The organism is Candidatus Devosia phytovorans, assembly GCA_029202405.1.
Lineage (GTDB): Bacteria > Pseudomonadota > Alphaproteobacteria > Rhizobiales > Devosiaceae > Devosia > Devosia phytovorans.
The window spans coordinates 2,025,179-2,042,580 of record CP119312.1 but is presented as its reverse complement, the minus strand read 5'-3'; the positions used below and the strand labels follow the sequence as shown (position 1 = coordinate 2,042,580).

18 protein-coding genes and 1 tRNA gene are annotated in these 17,402 nt (G+C 63.8%); 12 read left to right on the top strand and 7 right to left on the bottom strand.

The features are described 5' to 3' along the window. Positions 1-70: 70 nt before the first annotated feature. The 5 genes from P0Y65_10180 to P0Y65_10160 all read left to right on the top strand — a co-directional run bounded on the left by P0Y65_10180 (position 71) and on the right by P0Y65_10160 (position 4,133). Positions 71-448, top strand: a complete 378-nt coding sequence (locus tag P0Y65_10180; GenBank protein ID WEK06585.1) for a hypothetical protein — start codon at positions 71-73, stop codon at positions 446-448. 113 nt (positions 449-561) lie between these two features. Then, entirely contained in the window at positions 562-984 is a 423-nt protein-coding gene (gene ndk, locus P0Y65_10175) for a nucleoside-diphosphate kinase (protein ID WEK06584.1), read from the top strand. After that, complete coding sequence (locus P0Y65_10170) at positions 985-1,188, top strand: 4-oxalocrotonate tautomerase family protein (protein ID WEK06583.1); 204 nt, start codon at positions 985-987, stop codon at positions 1,186-1,188. A 185-nt stretch (positions 1,189-1,373) separates the two neighbouring features. Then, positions 1,374-3,326: a DEAD/DEAH box helicase gene (locus P0Y65_10165; protein ID WEK06582.1), complete on the top strand. Its 1,953-nt coding sequence runs from the start codon at positions 1,374-1,376 to the stop codon at positions 3,324-3,326. A 9-nt stretch (positions 3,327-3,335) separates the two neighbouring features. Continuing rightward, positions 3,336-4,133 carry a hypothetical protein gene (locus tag P0Y65_10160; protein ID WEK06581.1) on the top strand — a complete coding sequence of 266 codons (798 nt, stop codon included), beginning with the start codon at positions 3,336-3,338 and terminating at the stop codon, positions 4,131-4,133. On the opposite strand, the gene P0Y65_10155 is transcribed toward P0Y65_10160, so the two are convergent. After that, positions 4,130-4,735, bottom strand: a complete 606-nt coding sequence (locus P0Y65_10155) for a MarR family transcriptional regulator (protein WEK06580.1) — start codon at positions 4,733-4,735, stop codon at positions 4,130-4,132. The two genes, P0Y65_10160 and P0Y65_10155, sit on opposite strands and share 4 nt — an antisense overlap. 136 nt (positions 4,736-4,871) lie before the next feature. On the opposite strand from P0Y65_10155, the gene P0Y65_10150 reads away from it, so the two are divergent. Next, positions 4,872-6,437: an MDR family MFS transporter gene (locus P0Y65_10150; GenBank protein ID WEK06579.1), complete on the top strand. Its 1,566-nt coding sequence runs from the start codon at positions 4,872-4,874 to the stop codon at positions 6,435-6,437. A gap of 32 nt (positions 6,438-6,469) precedes the next feature. On the opposite strand, the gene P0Y65_10145 is transcribed toward P0Y65_10150, so the two are convergent. Beyond that, complete coding sequence (locus P0Y65_10145) at positions 6,470-6,751, bottom strand: hypothetical protein (protein WEK06578.1); 282 nt, start codon at positions 6,749-6,751, stop codon at positions 6,470-6,472. Between the two features lie 206 nt (positions 6,752-6,957). Between P0Y65_10145 and sugE the strand changes: the two genes are divergently transcribed. The 3 genes from sugE to P0Y65_10130 all read left to right on the top strand — a co-directional run bounded on the left by sugE (position 6,958) and on the right by P0Y65_10130 (position 11,071). After that, positions 6,958-7,272 (top strand): quaternary ammonium compound efflux SMR transporter SugE, encoded by a 315-nt coding sequence (sugE, locus tag P0Y65_10140; GenBank protein WEK06577.1) that lies wholly within the window; start codon positions 6,958-6,960, stop codon positions 7,270-7,272. Positions 7,273-7,514: 242 nt separating this feature from the next. Then, entirely contained in the window at positions 7,515-8,141 is a 627-nt protein-coding gene (locus tag P0Y65_10135; GenBank protein ID WEK06576.1) for a hypothetical protein, read from the top strand. Positions 8,142-8,980: 839 nt separating this feature from the next. Further along, positions 8,981-11,071: a molybdopterin-dependent oxidoreductase gene (locus tag P0Y65_10130; GenBank protein ID WEK06575.1), complete on the top strand. Its 2,091-nt coding sequence runs from the start codon at positions 8,981-8,983 to the stop codon at positions 11,069-11,071. On the opposite strand, the gene P0Y65_10125 is transcribed toward P0Y65_10130, so the two are convergent. Continuing rightward, positions 11,068-11,835 (bottom strand): sulfite exporter TauE/SafE family protein, encoded by a 768-nt coding sequence (locus tag P0Y65_10125; GenBank protein ID WEK06574.1) that lies wholly within the window; start codon positions 11,833-11,835, stop codon positions 11,068-11,070. The two genes, P0Y65_10130 and P0Y65_10125, sit on opposite strands and share 4 nt — an antisense overlap. A gap of 251 nt (positions 11,836-12,086) precedes the next feature. On the opposite strand from P0Y65_10125, the gene P0Y65_10120 reads away from it, so the two are divergent. From P0Y65_10120 to P0Y65_10110, 3 genes are all read left to right on the top strand, one after another. After that, positions 12,087-12,530 carry a glyoxalase superfamily protein gene (locus tag P0Y65_10120; GenBank protein ID WEK06573.1) on the top strand — a complete coding sequence of 148 codons (444 nt, stop codon included), beginning with the start codon at positions 12,087-12,089 and terminating at the stop codon, positions 12,528-12,530. Between the two features lie 95 nt (positions 12,531-12,625). Continuing rightward, positions 12,626-13,324 carry a glutathione S-transferase N-terminal domain-containing protein gene (locus P0Y65_10115; GenBank protein ID WEK06572.1) on the top strand — a complete coding sequence of 233 codons (699 nt, stop codon included), beginning with the start codon at positions 12,626-12,628 and terminating at the stop codon, positions 13,322-13,324. Positions 13,325-13,430: 106 nt separating this feature from the next. Further along, positions 13,431-13,521, top strand: a tRNA-Ser gene (locus tag P0Y65_10110). Position 13,522: 1 nt separating this feature from the next. Here P0Y65_10110 and P0Y65_10105 read toward each other — a convergent pair. From P0Y65_10105 to P0Y65_10090, 4 genes are all read right to left on the bottom strand, one after another. Further along, positions 13,523-14,512 (bottom strand): HAMP domain-containing sensor histidine kinase, encoded by a 990-nt coding sequence (locus P0Y65_10105; GenBank protein ID WEK06571.1) that lies wholly within the window; start codon positions 14,510-14,512, stop codon positions 13,523-13,525. Positions 14,513-14,514: 2 nt separating this feature from the next. Then, positions 14,515-15,210 (bottom strand): response regulator transcription factor, encoded by a 696-nt coding sequence (locus tag P0Y65_10100; GenBank protein ID WEK06570.1) that lies wholly within the window; start codon positions 15,208-15,210, stop codon positions 14,515-14,517. Positions 15,211-15,215: 5 nt separating this feature from the next. Next, entirely contained in the window at positions 15,216-16,733 is a 1,518-nt protein-coding gene (locus P0Y65_10095) for a DUF4173 domain-containing protein (protein ID WEK06569.1), read from the bottom strand. Between the two features lie 234 nt (positions 16,734-16,967). Then, positions 16,968-17,393: a thiol-disulfide oxidoreductase DCC family protein gene (locus P0Y65_10090; protein ID WEK06568.1), complete on the bottom strand. Its 426-nt coding sequence runs from the start codon at positions 17,391-17,393 to the stop codon at positions 16,968-16,970. Positions 17,394-17,402 lie beyond the last annotated feature (9 nt).

The window sequence follows — 17,402 nt, the reverse complement described above, 5'->3', positions numbered from 1 at the left end:
CCGCTTTGTCGCGCTAGTGCAATGTCCTGGCCGCACTATCTATGGTGCTTACGACCAAAAGGATGACGACATGAACTTCGCCACACTCGGCCTTGCCGCCACCATCGCCCTTGGCACCACCGGCTTTGCCTTCGCGCAGCAAGCCGCTCGCCTTGATGATCTCGACGCCGACCGGCTCAACGCCACCCAGGTCATCATCGAATTCGAATATGACGGCAGCGCCTGTGAAGCCGTTGGCACCGCGGAGGTCGGCGACTTGGTCGACGGCACCCTGGCCGTGACCTTCCCCACCACCAGCACGGCCGAGGTCTGCACCCGCCAACTGGTCGAAATCGAAGTGGAGCAGGCCATCGTGGTGCCCGAAGGCGCCACCCAGGTCGAAGTAACGCTGCTTGCCCCCGATGGCTCGGTCAAGGCAACCGGCACTGACCGCATCGACCACGACTGACACAATCGGATAAAAGGCCGCGCATTCTCGCATGCGCGGCCGTCTTGCAAGCGTCGCAGTTCGCCGCTACAAGGCGCGACCTTTCCAACAGACCCTATTCAAGGATCGACCCCATGGCGCTCGAACGCACCTTCTCCATCATCAAGCCCGATGCCGTCCGTCGCAACCTCATCGGCAAGATCGTCGCCAAGTTCGAGGAAGCCGGTCTCCGCCCGATCGCCCTCAAGAAGATCCACATGACCCGCGCCCAGGCCGAAGGCTTCTACGCGGTCCACAAGGAACGCCCCTTCTTTGGCGAACTGGTCGAGCAGATGATCGCGTCGCCCGTCGTCGTTCAGGTTCTGGAAGGCGAAGGCGCCATCCTCAAGAACCGTGAAGTCATGGGCGCCACCAACCCGGAAAACGCAGCCGAAGGCACCATCCGCAAGGAATTCGCTCTCTCGATCGGCGAGAACTCGGTGCACGGTTCGGACGCTCCGGAAACCGCTGCCGAAGAAATCAAGTATTTCTTCTCCGACGAAGAACTGGTCGGCTAAATGCCCTTCATCAGCGTCCGCATTCTTGAAGGTGCCACCCCGGATCAAAAGTCCGAGGTCATCGCCGGCATTACGGACGTTATGGTCAAGGTTCTCGGCAAGAACCCCGAGATGACCCATGTGGTCATCGAGGATGTTCCGCTGGAAAACTGGGGTGTCAGGGGCAAGTCCGTCGCTGAACAGCGCAAGGACCAAGCTTCCTGATCCCCGCCTGACCTTCGCATTCGAAGGGCCGCCCGCAGGGCGGCCTTTTGCTTTATCTGTGCTATGGTGATTTCACCCCGGCATCGCCCTGCCAATGCAGGGTTCCTTCTCCTTCCGCATAGCCAGCCCTCTTGCTGCTGCGGTCATGACGCCAAACGATTGGTCGGCGTCCCAGAAAGCCAGAAATGTCCCTGCCTGAAACCATTCTCCCGCCCATCGCCCGTGCGCTTGCCGCCAAGGGCTATGAAACCCTGACGCCCGTCCAGGCCGCCATCATCGAAGATGAAACCTCCGGCCGCGACCTGCTCGTTTCCGCCCAGACCGGCTCCGGCAAGACCGTCGCCTTCGGCATGGCCATCGCGCCGACGCTGCTCGAAGACCAGGAGCGCTTCACCACGCTCGGCGCCCCGATGGCGCTGGTGATTGCGCCGACCCGCGAACTCGCCCTCCAGGTGCAGCGCGAACTCGACTGGCTCTATGCCGAGACCGGCGCCAAGACCGCGTCCTGCGTGGGCGGCATGGATGCCCGCACCGAGCGCCGTGCGCTCGAACGCGGCGCCCATATCGTCGTCGGCACCCCGGGGCGCCTGCGCGATCATATTACCCGCGGAGCTCTCGACATGTCGGCCCTGCGCGCCGTCGTGCTCGACGAAGCCGATGAAATGCTCGATCTGGGCTTCCGCGAAGACCTCGAATTCATCCTCGACGCCGCGCCCGAAGACCGCCGCACGCTGCTCTTTTCGGCGACCGTCCCCAAGCCCATCGCCCAGCTGGCGAAAACCTTCCAGCGCGATGCCCTGCGCGTCGCTGCTACCAGCGCCAACGAGCAGCATGCCGACATCGACTACAAGCTGATGCTGGTCCCCGCCGCCGAGCGTGAAAACGCCATCATCAACACGCTGCTCTACTTCGAGGCGGTCAACACCATCGTCTTCGCCTCGACCCGCGAAGGCGTGAAGCACCTCTCCTCGCGCCTGCACAATCGCGGCTTCGACGTCGTGACCCTCTCGGGTGAACTGTCGCAGGCCGAGCGCACCAATGCGCTGCAGTCCATGCGCGACGGCCGTGCCCGCATCTGCGTCGCCACCGACGTTGCCGCCCGCGGTATCGATCTGCCAAACCTCGACCTCGTCATTCACGCCGACCTGCCGACCAACCCGGACACGCTGCTGCATCGTTCGGGCCGCACTGGCCGGGCAGGGCGCAAGGGCACCTGCGTCATCATCTCGCCGATGCATCGCCGCAACGTCGCTCAGCGCGTCCTTAAGGTCGCCAAGCTCGACGTGACCATGATGGCTCCGCCCTCCGCCGAGGAGATCGAGGCCCGCTACCGTGAATCCATCCTCTCCAACGACATGCTGACCCAGCCCGTCGCCGAGACCGAGGCCGAATTCGTCGCTCAACTGATCGAGCGCCATTCCGTGGAAGCCATCGCCGCGGCCTATCTGCGCCAGCAGCTCGCCGCGCGGCCGGCGCCCGAGGATGTCAGCGCCACCATGATGCCCGACAGGCCGGGCGACAAGGACCCGCGCACCCGCGAGCGCTTTGAAGGCGGCACCTGGTTCAAGGTCACCGTTGGCCGCAAGCACAAGGCCGAGCCGCGCTGGCTGCTGCCCATGCTCTGCAAGGCCGGAAATGTTACCAAGACGGCGATTGGTTCCATTCGCATCTTCGACACGGAATCCATCTTCGAAGTCGCCGCCGACAAGGCCGATGCCTTTACCCGGTCGGTCGAAAAGAACGGCTCGGGCGAACGCGGCGTCTCCATCATGGCCGTCGATGGTCCCGGTGAACGCCGCTCCGGTCCGCCGCCGAGCCAGCGTCGTCCGCCCGGCCCAGTGGAACGCTATGACCCCAACGCCCCGCGTCCCGAACGTGCCGACCGCAAGGCGCGCTATGGTTCGGGTGGCATGAGCCGCGACGATTTCGAGGCACCCGCCACTGGCAGCTGGACCCCGTCCCAGGATGCTGCACCTGCCCGTGAAGAGCGTCCCCGTCCGCCCAAGGTGACGAAAGCGCCGCCGAGCAAGGACAAGGGCAAGCCCAAATGGGCCGACAAGGCCGATGCTGGTGCCGCGGCCAAAAAGCCGAAAGCCCCCAAGAAGGATCACAAGCCCAAGCGCAAGCCCCAGGTCTGATCTGAGCCCATGAGCACCCTCCGCACGATCGTCAGCTTCTGGCATGGCCCGATGAGCTGGCTGGAACACCTGTCCATCGCCTCATTCCGGCGCCAGCGCCATCGTGTGGAGGTTTTTGCTTTCGATCCCATCCCCGGCCTGCCGGAAGGCGCCACCTGGCGCGATGCGGCCGAAGTCATGCCGCGTGAAAAGCTGGTCTTCTACAAGGGGAAGGGCACGCCGGCGGTCTTTTCCGACCAGTTCCGCGTCATGCTGCTCAAGCAGAACCGCGGCATTTACGCCGATCTCGACGTCTATGCGTTCAGGCCGATCACTGGTCCTGGCTATATCATGGGCTTCGAGCGCCCCGGTTCGGTCAATAGCGCGGTCCTCTATATTCCGCCTGACGCGCCGCTGCTCGATGACCTGATGGGTGTCTTCACCGGCACCAACCGGCCGCTGCTCGAACCCTACCTTCCGCCCATGCGACGCCTCGAAGTCGCCGCCCGCCGGCTGTTCGGCGATCCGCTCCTGCCCGAAAACATGCAATATGGCGCCACTGGCCCCATGGCGCTGACCCATTATGTCCGCCAGCGCGGCCTCTGGGACCAGGTCCAGCCCGCCAGCGTCTTCTACCCCATCCCCTATGAAGCCATTCCGGCCCTGATGCAGCCCGGCTCCAGCGTCGATACCGCCATCCGCCCGGAAACTCTCGCCATCCACCTCTGGCGCAGCCAGTTCACCAATCGCGGCCGCGGCGACATGCCCCCGCCGCCCCCCGGCAGCGCCATGGCCGAGCTCTGCGCCCGCGAAGGCGTCACGCCCTAGGCGGTCTCGCCCTGCTTGTTGCTCGCCGCAATCCGGCCAGCCAGTACGGCAATATCCTCGGCATATTTCTCCGCCCCCGGCTCGGTATGCTCCGGCCAGTGCCCGAACCGGCGCAGCATGGGCACGAAGGCCGCCAGCTCTTCCGCCGACCAGTCGCCGAGAAAATCACCCATGATCAGGAATTTGTAGGCGCGCACCGCTTCCACCACCGTGCGGCCCTTGTCGGTCAGCTCGACAATGGCGCGTCGCGCATCAGCCTGGCTCACCGCCCGCCGCGCATAGCCCATTTCCACCATTTCACTGACCACGCGGCTGGCCCGCGACGGGTCGATGGCGAGCCGCTCGGCCACCGATGCCACCATGGTCTCGCCCCCCGCCATTTCGCCGAATTCATCCACCGGCGCCTCGATGGCAAACAGCACGTCGAGCTGCGCCAGGTCGATGCCGATCTTGAGGTCGACCAGCGCCCGCTGCCCCAGCTCGCGCTTGAGTGCCCGCCGCCGCCAATTCTGCAACAGCGCATCGATCCGCACCACCGCCTCGACGGTCGCATTGGCTATGCCTGCCTTTTCCAGCAGGGCGTTGATATCGGTCTGGCTCATGGCCGTCCTCGTCGATTTGCATGCCTTGCGCAATTGCATGTCATTGACATGTAAATGCCTTGCGCAGATATATGCTGCAATTGTCTCTATCGCAAGTGGCGCGACTCCTGCCGTGCCTGGCCACAAGGATCGCCCAATGTCTCAGACACTACAACCAGACGACGCGCCGCAGGCGCAGTCCGTCGGCCTCATCATAACGGCCGTCGCCGTCACCCTCTTGCTCGCTTCCCTCGGCCAGACCATCGTCTCGACCGCTCTGCCCACCATCGTCACCGAACTGGGCGGCCTCGATCACCTGACCTGGGTGGTCATCGCCTATCTGCTCAGCTCCACGGTCGTCGCTCCCATCTATGGCAAGCTCGGCGACCTCTATGGCCGCAAGATCGTGCTGCAGGTCGCCATCGTCGTCTTCCTGCTCGGCGCCACGCTGTCGGCACTGGCGTCCTCGATGACCTTCCTCATCATCGCCCGCACCGTGCAGGGCCTGGGCGGCGGTGGCCTCATGGTCGTGGCCATGACCGTCGTCGCCGACGTCATCCCCCCGCGCCAGCGCGGCAAGATCCAGGGCATTTTCGGCGCCGTCTTCGGCGTTGCCACCGTTGTTGGCCCGCTGCTCGGCGGCTTCATCGTCGAACACCTCAGCTGGCGCTGGATCTTCCTCATCAACCTGCCGCTCGGCGCGCTGACGCTGGTCGTCATCGGCCTCGTCCTCAAGGCGCGCCCTGATCGCGTCTCGCACAAGATCGACTACATGGGCTTTGTCCTGCTCACCACGGCGCTTTCCGCCTTCGTGCTGGCCACGAGCCTTGGCGGCAACACCTTCCCCTGGTTCTCGCTGCCCATCATCGGCCTCGTCATTCTGGCCGTCGCCGCGCTCGCTGCCTTCATCTGGGTGGAAGCCCGCGCTGCCGAACCGGTCCTGCCGCTCAATCTCTTCCGTAACAACACCTTCGTCATCACCAATGCCGTGGGCTTTCTCGTCGGCATGGCCATGTTCGGCTCCATCACCTTTCTGCCGCTCTATCTCCAGGTCGCCAAGGGCGTTACGCCCACCGGCTCGGCCCTCCAGCTCGTGCCCATGATGATCGGCCTCATCGGCGCCTCGACATTGGCCGGCTTCGTCATGAGCAAGACCGGCCGCTACAAGCTCCTGCCCATCTGCTCCACCGCCGTGCTCTTCACCGGCCTCGTCCTGCTTGGTACCATGCAGCTCGATACGCCCGCATGGATGATCGCCGGCTTCATGTTCCTGGTCGGCGCCGGCATCGGCCCGGTCAACAGCGTCGGCGTGACCGCCACGCAGAATGCCGTGTCGCAAAACCTCGTCGGCGTCGCGACCGCCGGCAATACCCTGTTCCGCCAGATCGGCGGCTCCATCGGTGTCTCGGTGTTCGGCGCGATCTTTTCCAGCAATCTGGCGGCCCAATTGGGCGGCGCCATGCCGGAAGGCTCGGGCGGCGCCTTCAACGCCAAGGCCATTCAGGCTCTGCCGGACGAGGTCCGCACCCAGGTCGTGGAAGGCTTTTCCGCCGCGCTGCACCCGGTTTTCCTGACGGCCGCCGCCGCAGCCATCATCGCCTTCGGCCTCGCCTTCATGCTCAGGGAACTGCCACTGGCCAACACCCTGCGCCGCGAACCCGAAGCCGAGATCGCCGCCGAAGAACGCGCCGCCGCGGCAGCGGTTGGTGCGCCGGCGGAATGAACAAAGGTCAACCCACGGGTCGACCCTTTTCTCTAATGCATGTCGACGAGCTCGCCCCAACTCGGATCCCAATCAAGACCGTCATCCATTTCGACCGCAATCTTGGTTTCGAGATGGGAGCTCAGAAACACCGCATAGGGCAGGGCTTCTTCAATGCCCTGCGGCGGATTGGCGGTGGGCGAGAACACCCGCAGTCCCGGCTCGGGCAGCGGCCAGCTCACCACGCAGGAGAGGCCTTCAGGCAGGCAGAAGATACGGACGGCGATGACATTTTCATGTTTCGCGGGAGGGACATGGCGATAGAACAAAGGCACGGGATCAGAACTCGATACAGAAACTGACCACAGCTACGGACCGCGCGCCGTTTTGGTTTCACCCAACATGCGTCGGCAGACCATCTTATGGTCCCCAAACGCACTTCACCTTTCGCCGTGGTTAATCTAGAAGGGCCCTGCGCCTGGACGACCTGGCGCTTTTCCCCTTTTCCGTCGGGACGACCCACGCAGTTTGGAGCTTCCAAATGGCATGGGTCTATCTGGTCATCGCCGGCATCTTTGAAATGGGCTGGGCCATCGGCCTCAAATATACCGAGGGTTTTACCCGCCTGACGCCGACTATCCTCACTCTTGGCGCCATGATCATCTCCATCATCCTCCTCGGCATCGCCCTGCGCGATCTGCCCGTCGGCACCGGCTATGCCGTCTGGACCGGCATCGGCACCGTCGGCACGGCCATCCTCGGCATGGTTCTCTTCGGCGATCCGGTCACCGTGGCACGCCTGGTTTCGATCGGCCTCATAATTTCCGGCATTGCCGGCCTCAAGTTCCTGAGCTGAATGCGAAAATCCAAACCCACGACGTCATCTCCGCTTTCGCGGGGATGACACCCTGTTTTCAACGCCTTCGTCCGCGCATTTGAATCAATCTCGCAAGGCTCGGCCACTGTGACAAAAAAGTTCATGTTCCGTCTGAACATGGCTTGCTCCCAATTTTGTTAATGGTGCTTTTTCAGAAGCTTGCTAGATTCGACCCATAGCCGATTAGCGTCGCCGGCCCCCCAAATGACTGGAGAGCAATAGTGCCCTTGCGCTGGCAGGAAGTGGCTGTGCCACTGTTCGTGATTATCTCGCTGATCGTCCTCAAGCATGTTCCCGTCACCTCTGGCCTGCCGCTGGCGCGTGCCGCCGGCGTCGTTGCCTTTGGTTACGCGGCCTTCCTGGCCCTCCGCCTGATCCAAGGTGAGGATGCCGCCAGTGTTGATGGCTGGTCCGAACTGCGCCCTTCCATGGTCGAATATTTCGCATGCTACGGTGCTGCGGCCCTCGCCGTCGTGTTGATGAGCGCCATCATCGTCATCGGCGGCACCAAGCATGTCGAAGCCACCCAGATGATCGCCACCTTCGTCGCCTCGCTGCTGCTCGGTTCAGGCGCCGTCGGCATCGGCCTCGGTGGCCTCTTCACCAAGGTGCGCTGGAACAATACCCTCCTCGAACACCGCAACGCCTTCGGCCGCGAAACGAAAATCGCCTGGTCCGATGTGCGCTCGGTCCGCCCCAACTGGCGCGGCATCACCATCGCCACGCATGACGCCCAGCGCGTCACCTTTTCCCAGTTCCATTCCGGTGCCGCTCAACTGGCCCTCCACGCCACCAGCCGCGCCCGCCGGAATTCCGAGACCGCCACCAAGGCGTTTGCAACTCTCTAAATTGGCCGAAGGCCAAGTCGCTCCGGCGGAGCGACTTTGGCTGAACAGGCCTAAGGTCGAATGACACGCAGGTCTCACGCACTCGGAGCCAACCCTCTCCCCTTGAGGGAGAGGGACAGGAAATCTGCGTTCAGCAGATTTCCAGGGTGAGGGGCTTCTGAGTGTCCCGAAGGGCAAATCGCTCCTGTGGAGCGATTTGAGCGAAGAAGGCCATGAAGGCTATGCCTGAATGGCCAGGCTATCCCATGCTTCAATGCTGAAGGTGAGCGCTGGACCCCTCATCCGTCTCGGCTACGCCGAGCCACCTTCTCCCTCAAGGGGAGAAGGCTGACCGTGGCTCTCGACCAATCCGCCGAAACTGGCACGCATAATCTCACTTTGTTTTGTGTGCGATCAGTCCCTTATGGCTCATTTGCCAAATAGTTTTCCCCACCCCTCAACCCTCCCGCATAATCATCCCGTTCCCGCCGTCACACACGCGGTGCCGACGAAGCATCGGGCGGGGATGAGCTGGCAGCCGGGGTCGCCCGGCACCTGTGTACTGCTGACCACCGGCGTCCTGGTAGCGCCGCTCGATGCAGGCATGGGAAAAGCCGGGTCGTGGGAAGCGGCTCCAGCCTCTTCATACAAAACATATTGGGGGCCTCGCGGCCCCCGAGGTGAAAAGCCGCTTCCCACTCGTGTAATCGCGACGCCGCAAGGCCGGGCGACCAAAAGCCCTGCCCGAATGGCAAAGCGCCAAAGGACCACCTGATCCCGGATTGACGACCCGGGCCGTCAGGTGGTCCCTAGGCGCCAATTCCATTGAGCCCGCTCCGCCGCTCCGGTATTCTCTCCCCATGAACCACGCCGCCCCCATCCGTACCGCCCGCTCGGTCTGCCCGCACGATTGCCCCTCCGCCTGCGCGCTGGACGTGGAAATCGTCGACACCCACACCATCGGTCGCGTGCGGGGCGTCAAGGACGATCCCTATACGGCCGGCGTTATCTGCGAAAAGGTCGCCCGCTACGCCGAGCGCGTGCATCACCCCGAGCGGCTGCTGCACCCGATGCGCCGCATCGGCCCCAAGGGGGCAGGGCGCTGGCAGCAGATCACCTGGGACGAAGCCCTCGACGAAATCGCCGCCCGTTTCGCCGCCATCGAGGCCGAACACGGCGCTGAAGCCATCTGGCCCTACTACTACGCCGGCACCATGGGCCATGTGCAGCGCGACGGCATCGACCGCCTGCGCGCCGCCAAGGGCTATTCTCGCCAGTACGACACCATCTGCACCGGCACCGCCTGGCCCGGCTATATCGCCGGCACCGGCATGCTGGGCGGCGTCAATCCCGAGCAGATGGCCGAAAGCGACTGCGTCGTCATCTGGGGCACCAATGCGGTGCACACGCAGGTCAATGTCATGACCCATGCCATGCGCGCCAAAAAGGAGCGCAAGGCCAAGATCGTCGTCATCGACATCTATCAGACCGCCACCATGGCTCAGGCCGATCTCGGCCTCGTCTTGCGTCCCGGCACCGACGGCGCCCTGGCCGTGGCGGTCATGCATATCCTGTTGCGCGACAATCTCGCCGACCGCGCCTATATGGAAAAATACACCGACTTCGGCCCCGACTTCGAAGCCCATCTCGCTAGCAAGACGCCCGAATGGGCCGCCGAAATCACCGGCCTGACCGTCGCTGAGATCACCCAATTCGCCCATCTCGTCGGCACCACGCCGCGCAGCTATTTCCGCCTCGGCTATGGCTTCACCCGCCAGCGCAATGGCGCTACCGCCATGCATGCGGCCCTCTGCATTCCCGCCATGACCGGCGCCTGGCAGCATCGCGGCGGCGGCGCCTTCCATTCCAACTCCGGCACCTGGGCGCTCGACAAATCCGCCATCACCGGCCCGGCCCTGCAGAAGGGCGATCCGCGCTGGCTCGACATGTCCGAGATCGGCCCGATCCTCACCGGCGATGCGAAAGCTCTCAAGCATGGCGGCCCGGTCAAGGCCGTGATCGTGCAGAACACCAATCCCGCTTCCGTCGCCCCGGACCAGACCCTGACCCGCCAGGGTCTCCTGCGCGAAGACCTCTTCCTCGTCGTGCACGAGCAGTTCATGACCGAAACCGCCGAACTGGCCGACATCGTCCTGCCGGCCACCATGTTCCTCGAGCACAACGATTATTACACCCGCGGCGGCCACACCCGCGTGCTCTATGGGCCCGCCGTCATCCAGCGTCCGGGCGAAACCCGCACCAACCACGAAGTCATCAACGCCCTGGCTCTGCGCCTCGGCCTCGATGAGCAGCATTTCTCGGGCACCGACCGGGAAATCGTCGCCGAGACCTTCCGCCGCTCGAATTATCCGGCCCTCGACGAAGTCGAAAAGACCGGCTTCATCGACCGCGAGCGCCCCGACGACGTCGCCCGCTTTGCCGATGGCTTTGCCTGGCCCGACAAGCGCTTCCGCTTCTCCGCCAATTGGGAAGGCACCCGCATCAAGAAGGGCTATCTCTGGACCTGCGACCCCGCAGACATGCCTCGTTTTGCCGACCACTGGGCCATCACCGAAGCGACCGACGAGACCCATCCCTTCCGCCTCGCCACCAGCCCGGCGCGGGCCTTCCTCAATTCCAGCTTCAACGAAACCCCCGGCAGCCAGAAGCGCGAAGGCGTCCCCTCCGTCTTCATCCACCCCGAAGACGCAGCCCGCCTTGGCATTGAGGACGGCCAATTCGTGACGGTTGGCAATCGCCGCGGCGCTGTGGACCTCACCGCCCGCATCCGCACCGGCCTGCCCACCGGTGTCCTCATCGCCGAGGGCCTCCACAAGAACAAGTCCCATCGGGGCGGCAAGGGCATCAACACCCTCACCAACGCCACCCCCGCGCCGCCCTTCGGCGGCGCGACCTTCCACGATGCAGCGGTATGGATCAGGCCATCCTAGGCGTAGGCACCCCAGAAGAAATACCCCGTCATGAACAGCCCATAAACAATCACCGCCACCCGGATCCACTGTGCCGGAATGCGATGCGCGTTGCGCGCCGCCACATAGCCGCCCAGCGTCACGCCGACCAGCGCGATGGAGCCGTGATACCAGTCGATGGACCCGTTGAAGGCAAACCGGGCCACAGCCACCAGCGCCACCGTGGTGGAGATCACGAGCTTCAGCCCGTTCATCGCATGGATATCGCTGAGCCCCGCCGTCGCCAGAAACGCCAGCAGCAGGATTCCGAGCCCTGCATTGAAAAACCCGCCATAGACGCAGACCCCGGCCAGGAACAGCAGCAGCAAGCCGCTGCCCACCAACTTCATCCCACGCCGCCCGCCGCTCTGCGCCGCCACCAGCGCATTGAGCCGATTGCCAAAGGCGAACAGCAGCACGGCAAACAGCATCAGCCAAGGCACGATGACGGCAAACTGTTCGTCGCTCACCACCAGCAGCAGTTCCGCCCCGACGTAGCCGAACACCGCGGCGATGATCACATAAAGCACCAGCCGGTCGCGGTGCTGCATCACGCTCTTCCAATAACCCAGCGCCCCGCTCGCATAGCCGGGCAGGGCGGCATAGGTGTTCGACGCATTGGCCAGCACGGGCGGGACACCGACAGCAAGCAGCGCCGGGAAGACGATGAACGAGCCCCCGCCCGCCAGCGAATTCAGCGACCCGCCAACAAAGCCGGCGATCAGCAGGAAGAATGTCTCGATCATGGTGGTCAATCCTCGGATGTCACCGCATATCACCGCGCTGTGGCGTGGCACAGCCATGCGTTGACAAATCCGTCCACCGCGCCCATATCCCGCTCAGGTCGCTGGCACCCGCCGCTCGCCGGAAGCAATTCCGATGGTGAAGTCCAGTCCACCGTGCAGAACGAACTCGAAAAGTTCTTCCTTGCAAGGCGGGTCATGGCAATGCGGGCTCCCATGGATCAAGTCGCCTCAATGCATTGAGAGGACTAATCATGTCGTTTTCGCTCGATACCCCATCCGCCCAGACCCTGAAATCCGAAGCCAAGGCCCTGCGCGCCCAGCGCGAGCTGGCCGGTGAAACCTTGTCGCATGGCGCAGCCCTGGAACAGGTCGCCCGTGCCCACGGCTATCGCGACTGGAACACCGCCCGCGCCGCGCTGCCCGATCGGGTCGTCTCGCCCTGGCAGGTCGGCCAGAAGGTTAGGGGTCTCTACCTCGATCAGCCCTTCACCGGCATGCTGATCGGCGTCCAACTGCTCGGCAACATGCAGAACTTCACCGTGACCATCCAGTTCGACACCCCGGTCAATGTCACGCCGACCTTCATGTTCGCCGCCCTGCGCCATCGCGTGGTCTCAACGGTCGACATCCACGGCATTTCCAATGCCATGCGCGGCAACGGCAATCCGCAACTGGTCATGAAACGGGCCGGATGAATTAAACTTGGAGCAGGGCAGCAAACATGCTGCCTTGCCCATCATCGTAACCTGCCGATAGTCTGCTCTCATCAAATCAAAACGGAAAGACGGCAATGACCACTCAGACCAAGCCGATCGAGGCCTACTCCCTGCCCACGCCAAACGGGCAAAAAGTTCACATCATCCTCGAAGAGCTCGGCGTGCCGTGGACCTACCACCGCATCGACATCGGCAAGGGCGAGCAGTTCACGCCCGACTTCCTCGCCATCTCGCCCAATAACAAGATCCCCGCCATCGTCGATCCCGACGGCCCGGGCGGCGAACCGATCTCCATTTTCGAATCTGGGGCGATCCTCAAATATCTCGGCATCAAATTCGGCCAGTTCTATCCCACCGACCCGCGCCAGCAGGTCAAGGTCGATGAATGGCTGTTCTGGCAGGTCGGCGGCTTTGGCCCCATGCTCGGCCAGAACAATCACTTCAACGTCTACGCACCCGAAAAAATCCCCTACGCCCAGAAGCGCTACAGCGACGAAACGCACCGCCTGTTCCGCGTCTTGAACACCCAGCTCGAGAGCAAGGATTTCATCACCGGCGAATATTCCATCGCCGACATTGCTTCGATCGGATGGGCGCAGGGCTGGGAACGCTACGGCATCACCCGTGCCGACTATCCCAATGTCCTGGCCTGGATCGACCGCCTCAACGCCCGCCCCGCCGTCGAACGCGGCCTCGCCTGGGGCAAGGACGCCCCCCAGCAGAGCCTTGCCGACGACAAGGAAGCCCAGAAGATCCTCTTCAACCAGCGCTGACCTGATCTGGCGGGTCCGGCAACACCCGGGCCCGCCTCAGCAATCCGGGGAGCAATCCAAAAACCGCTTGCCATGCAACCCGGTGCCCGCTATCCACGCTCCTGCCGGAGAGGTGGCCGAGTGGTCGAAGGCACGCCCCTGCTAAGGGCGCAGGGCTCTAAAGGTCCTCGTGGGTTCGAATCCCATCCTCTCCGCCACTTACCCCGCTGCCCCAGCGCCATTCACGAAAATCCGGAACACGGCGCCCTGCGGCGAGGGCTCTAGGACGATGTCGGCACCATGTGCTCGCAGCAGCGCGCGGACGATGTCGAGGCCCATGCCGGTACCGCCGCTGTCGCGTCGCGTGGTGAAAAACGGCTGGAAGATCTTCTCGCGATTGCCCTCCGAAATGCCCGAGCCGTTGTCGCTGATGGTCAGCGTGTCACCGGTGGCGTCAAGCGTGATCCGCGTTGCGCCATGCTGGGACGAATTGTCGGCCAGATGGGCAAGCACAATCCCAAGCGTTTCCTTTGGCAGCGGCAGGACGACATCCTCGCCCGAAGCGACAATGTCGAGCTGGCCCCATTGCGCCCGCAGCTCGGGCAGGGCGTCCGCAAGTGTGGTCGTGCCTGCGCCCATCGGCATTTCGGCCTGGGCCAGTTCGCGCAGCCGAGCCACCAGCCGCGTCAGGCGGTCGGTATCTCGGACGATATTGTCGAGGAATTTCTGCCGTTCGGCCGGCGTCATGCTGTCGCCCTCGTCGCGCATCAGCTCTGCCGACCCGCGGATCGCCGTCAGCGGCGACTTGAGCTCATGGCTCACATGGGCCGCGAAGGAACGCATATACTCGGTGCGATCCATCAGCCGCGAGGCCAGATCGAGAAACGCCTGTGACAAGCTGGCCAGCTCGGCCGTGCCATAGGCATCGGGCGGGCGGATGGCGCTGCGCCCACCCAGCGCGATCTGATGCGTTCGGGTCACCAGGGCCTCGATCGGTCGGGTCACGGCGCGGGTAAGAACATAGGCGATGGTCAGCGTACCGATGAGCGAGGTCAACAGCACGCCGATCTCGAGCGTCGATAGCCCGCGCCCGCCGAAAAGGCGCACCATCACGATCAGCCCGGATGGCAGGCCAAGCACGGCCAGCAACACGCCATAGACCACCAGCGCCATGCTCGGGCGCCATTTGATGGGAACTTGCAGCGCCATGGTCACTGTTTCGCCTCCAGTGCACCGAGTCGGAAGCCGACGCCATGGATCGTGGCGATGATGCTGGAACAACCAGACGCCAGGAACTTGGCGCGGATATTGCGGATGTGGCTGTCCACGGTCCGGTCCGACACATGCATGTCCCCACCATAGGCTGCGGTGATCAGCATCTCGCGCGAAAACACCATGTCTGGCCGCGCCAGCAGTGCGGCCAGCACGGCAAATTCGAGCGCTGTCAGCGATACCGGCTCTGCGCCCCAGGTCACGCTATGGGCGCTGCGATCGAGCCGCAGCGCACCCCTGATCAACACGTCGGCCGGCGCGGACAGTCCACCGCCGCTTCGCTTCAGAATGGCCTTGACCCGCGCTACCAGCTCGCGCGGGCTGAACGGCTTGCTCACATAGTCGTCGCCGCCAATCTCGAGGCCGATGATGCGATCGACCTCCTCGTCGCGGGCGGACAGAAACAGGATCGGCACGTCCGACGTCTTGCGGATCGTCCGGCAGACATCGAGCCCGTCGCGCTCGGGCATGCCGATATCAAGCACGATGAGGTCCGGCGCATGGCGCCGCCAGGCGATCAGGGCCTCGGCGCCATCGCGGGCCGAGGTCACTGCCATGCCGGCCCGTTCGAGGGCGAAGGTGATGACGTCGCGAATGTGGGGTTCGTCGTCGACGACGAGAATGCGGCTGCTCATGTCACCTACCTGACGACTACCATGCCGTTGTGCCGTGTTGGCGGTGCCGAGGCAACCGCATGCATGACGAGATAGTCCTTGAGGCGCTGCTCCCGCCACGACCAGTTGCGCCAATCCTGCGGGCCGTCCAGCAATGTCCGGACCAGGTCCGCGCGGATCGCCCTTGCATCGTCCCAAAGCGCCGTACCCGGTACGAGGCGCGGAATCAGCCTGTCGAAGGCTGGAATGGCGCTTGGCCCGAGGTCCCACAGATAGTGGAGGTCCACTGACCTGTCCGCGCCGGTCAGTTCGCGGCTGTGCTCGACATTGAAACGGGCGATATGGGCGGAGAGATCAAGCATGGCCGAGGCGTAGAGCACCGCGGTCAGCGCCAACAGATTTGTGGCCACCAGCCAGCCATTGGACTGTCGCAGCCAGATCCGGGCCAGGATCAGCACCAGCCCGATGGCCACCAGCCCCATCCATATCCCTGCGGCCAGCCGCATCTCGGTCAGCGAATAGACCTCCACATAGAGTTCGAGCCGCAGCATGGCCGAAAGGCAGAGCAGCACGTTCTGCGCGATGAACAGATAAACCAGAGCTCTTATGACCCGGTTGTCTCGCGCCGGGCTGCGCTCCCGCATGGCAACCAGCACGAAAGCGCCGGCGAGCAAGGCCGTGACGATCAGCGGATAAGCACCGCGATGGGCATATTCGGCATGACCCATCCCATCGGGCAGGGCGATGCCGCCCCAAAGATAGGTGAGGTCAAGCGCGGTCTGGACGGCGAACAGCGCATTGAAGACCAGGAGCGAACGCAAGATGGCCGCGCTGCCAAACCAGGAGGAATCCCTGGGTGCAACGACCTGCTCCGGCAATCTGCGACGGCGCCGGCGCAGCAGTTTCGGGCGCAACAGAGCCCAGACGCCCATAGCGACGATCAGCCAGAGCATCAGGCGGAACGGGTCGAGAAGGTCGAACAGGACCTGTGGTTGGAGTGCCGATAGCGTGGTTTCGATCAGCGGATTGGCCGCTGCGAACAGATAGGCAAACACCGCACCCAGGCCGAGCGGCACGATCCAGGCGACCAGCCACAGAGCTGCTTTCCGCCCGGCCTGATGCTGCACTGCCGGGCGCAGGGCCGCTGCGTCGCGCAGCAGGCGGATCGGCGCTGGCAGCAACAGGCGCAGCAGGATCTCGGGCATGCGCTCCAGCCGGTGGGGCACCAGCCGAACCGCCATCAGCGCGGCAAGGCCAAGGCCGAGAGCAGACAGCATGACGCTCAGCAGCGAGGCAGCTTCAATCAGCGGCAGGGACAGGATCAACGCCGCGATGAACCCCATGACGCCCCAGCGGAAACGCTGCCGGCGCCAGGCTAGAATCAGGATTGCAAGCGCCGTGGCGAGTGCGACGAGAAAGACGCTGATGCCGGCATCGACGTCGAACAGCAATAGGTCACTCAGGGCCACCAGCAGGATAGTGGCGCCTCCGGCCCATAACAGCGCTCTTGATCGTTTCGGCGCGGTTCTCGTCTTGCTCTGCATCGGGCTGGCCTCCGTCAATGACATGAAAGGCGCAACCTGATCGCCGTCGCTCCGGCTTGCATGGGATCGGGAGGTCGTCCACCAGCCACCAGCCGTTGTTGACAATGCTTCTGTGGAGCTTAAGGGCGGACTGTAGCGATGGGCGATCAGGATTGCGCATGCCGCTGAAACTGACCGCGCCGCTTGCAGAATTTGTGCAGATCCTCGGGAGATATCGAGGCTGCTGCAACGACGTCAGAGCACGCGCCGTGCCTGTTCTGGCGTCGGCAGCCAGCAGGCGTCCCGCTCGCCGAAGATGCGGTAGCGATGACGCGCGATGAAGCGATAGACGGGATCGCGCAGGCCGCGTGGAATGATCCGCAACAGCGAAAAAATCCGCCACGGCCAGCCAAGCCCTTCGTAGATGGAGAGCACGGCTTCGCTATCGCGCAACGCGCTGTCGCCGGTTACCACCACGATCGTGTCTGGCTCGGCCGGGTCGATGCCGAACTTGCGATAAAGCGCGCTGCCTACCTCGCCCTGCATGGAGGCCAGGAGGAAATGGCCGTGGCGGTCATTGCTGAGGACGAATTGCGCATTGGCCGAGCACAGCACGCACATCGCGTCAAAGACGATGATCGAACGCTGCGAAATTTCGACGTCGCCAACAATATTGCCCATGCCGTTCTT

Excerpts from the sequence above, each read along its gene's own strand:
- P0Y65_10180 (WEK06585.1), top strand. The coding sequence starts at position 71 with ATGAACTTCGCCACACTCGGCCTTGCCGCCACCATCGCCCTTGGCACC.
- ndk (WEK06584.1), top strand. The coding sequence starts at position 562 with ATGGCGCTCGAACGCACCTTCTCCATCATCAAGCCCGATGCCGTCCGT.
- P0Y65_10170 (WEK06583.1), top strand. The coding sequence starts at position 985 with ATGCCCTTCATCAGCGTCCGCATTCTTGAAGGTGCCACCCCGGATCAA.
- P0Y65_10165 (WEK06582.1), top strand. The coding sequence starts at position 1,374 with ATGTCCCTGCCTGAAACCATTCTCCCGCCCATCGCCCGTGCGCTTGCC.
- P0Y65_10160 (WEK06581.1), top strand. The coding sequence starts at position 3,336 with ATGAGCACCCTCCGCACGATCGTCAGCTTCTGGCATGGCCCGATGAGC.
- P0Y65_10155 (WEK06580.1), bottom strand. The coding sequence starts at position 4,735 with ATGAGCCAGACCGATATCAACGCCCTGCTGGAAAAGGCAGGCATAGCC.
- P0Y65_10150 (WEK06579.1), top strand. The coding sequence starts at position 4,872 with ATGTCTCAGACACTACAACCAGACGACGCGCCGCAGGCGCAGTCCGTC.
- sugE (WEK06577.1), top strand. The coding sequence starts at position 6,958 with ATGGCATGGGTCTATCTGGTCATCGCCGGCATCTTTGAAATGGGCTGG.
- P0Y65_10130 (WEK06575.1), top strand. The coding sequence starts at position 8,981 with ATGAACCACGCCGCCCCCATCCGTACCGCCCGCTCGGTCTGCCCGCAC.
- P0Y65_10125 (WEK06574.1), bottom strand. The coding sequence starts at position 11,835 with ATGATCGAGACATTCTTCCTGCTGATCGCCGGCTTTGTTGGCGGGTCG.
- P0Y65_10120 (WEK06573.1), top strand. The coding sequence starts at position 12,087 with ATGTCGTTTTCGCTCGATACCCCATCCGCCCAGACCCTGAAATCCGAA.
- P0Y65_10115 (WEK06572.1), top strand. The coding sequence starts at position 12,626 with ATGACCACTCAGACCAAGCCGATCGAGGCCTACTCCCTGCCCACGCCA.
- P0Y65_10105 (WEK06571.1), bottom strand. The coding sequence starts at position 14,512 with ATGGCGCTGCAAGTTCCCATCAAATGGCGCCCGAGCATGGCGCTGGTG.
- P0Y65_10100 (WEK06570.1), bottom strand. The coding sequence starts at position 15,210 with ATGAGCAGCCGCATTCTCGTCGTCGACGACGAACCCCACATTCGCGAC.
- P0Y65_10095 (WEK06569.1), bottom strand. The coding sequence starts at position 16,733 with ATGCAGAGCAAGACGAGAACCGCGCCGAAACGATCAAGAGCGCTGTTA.
- P0Y65_10090 (WEK06568.1), bottom strand. The coding sequence starts at position 17,393 with ATGGGCAATATTGTTGGCGACGTCGAAATTTCGCAGCGTTCGATCATC.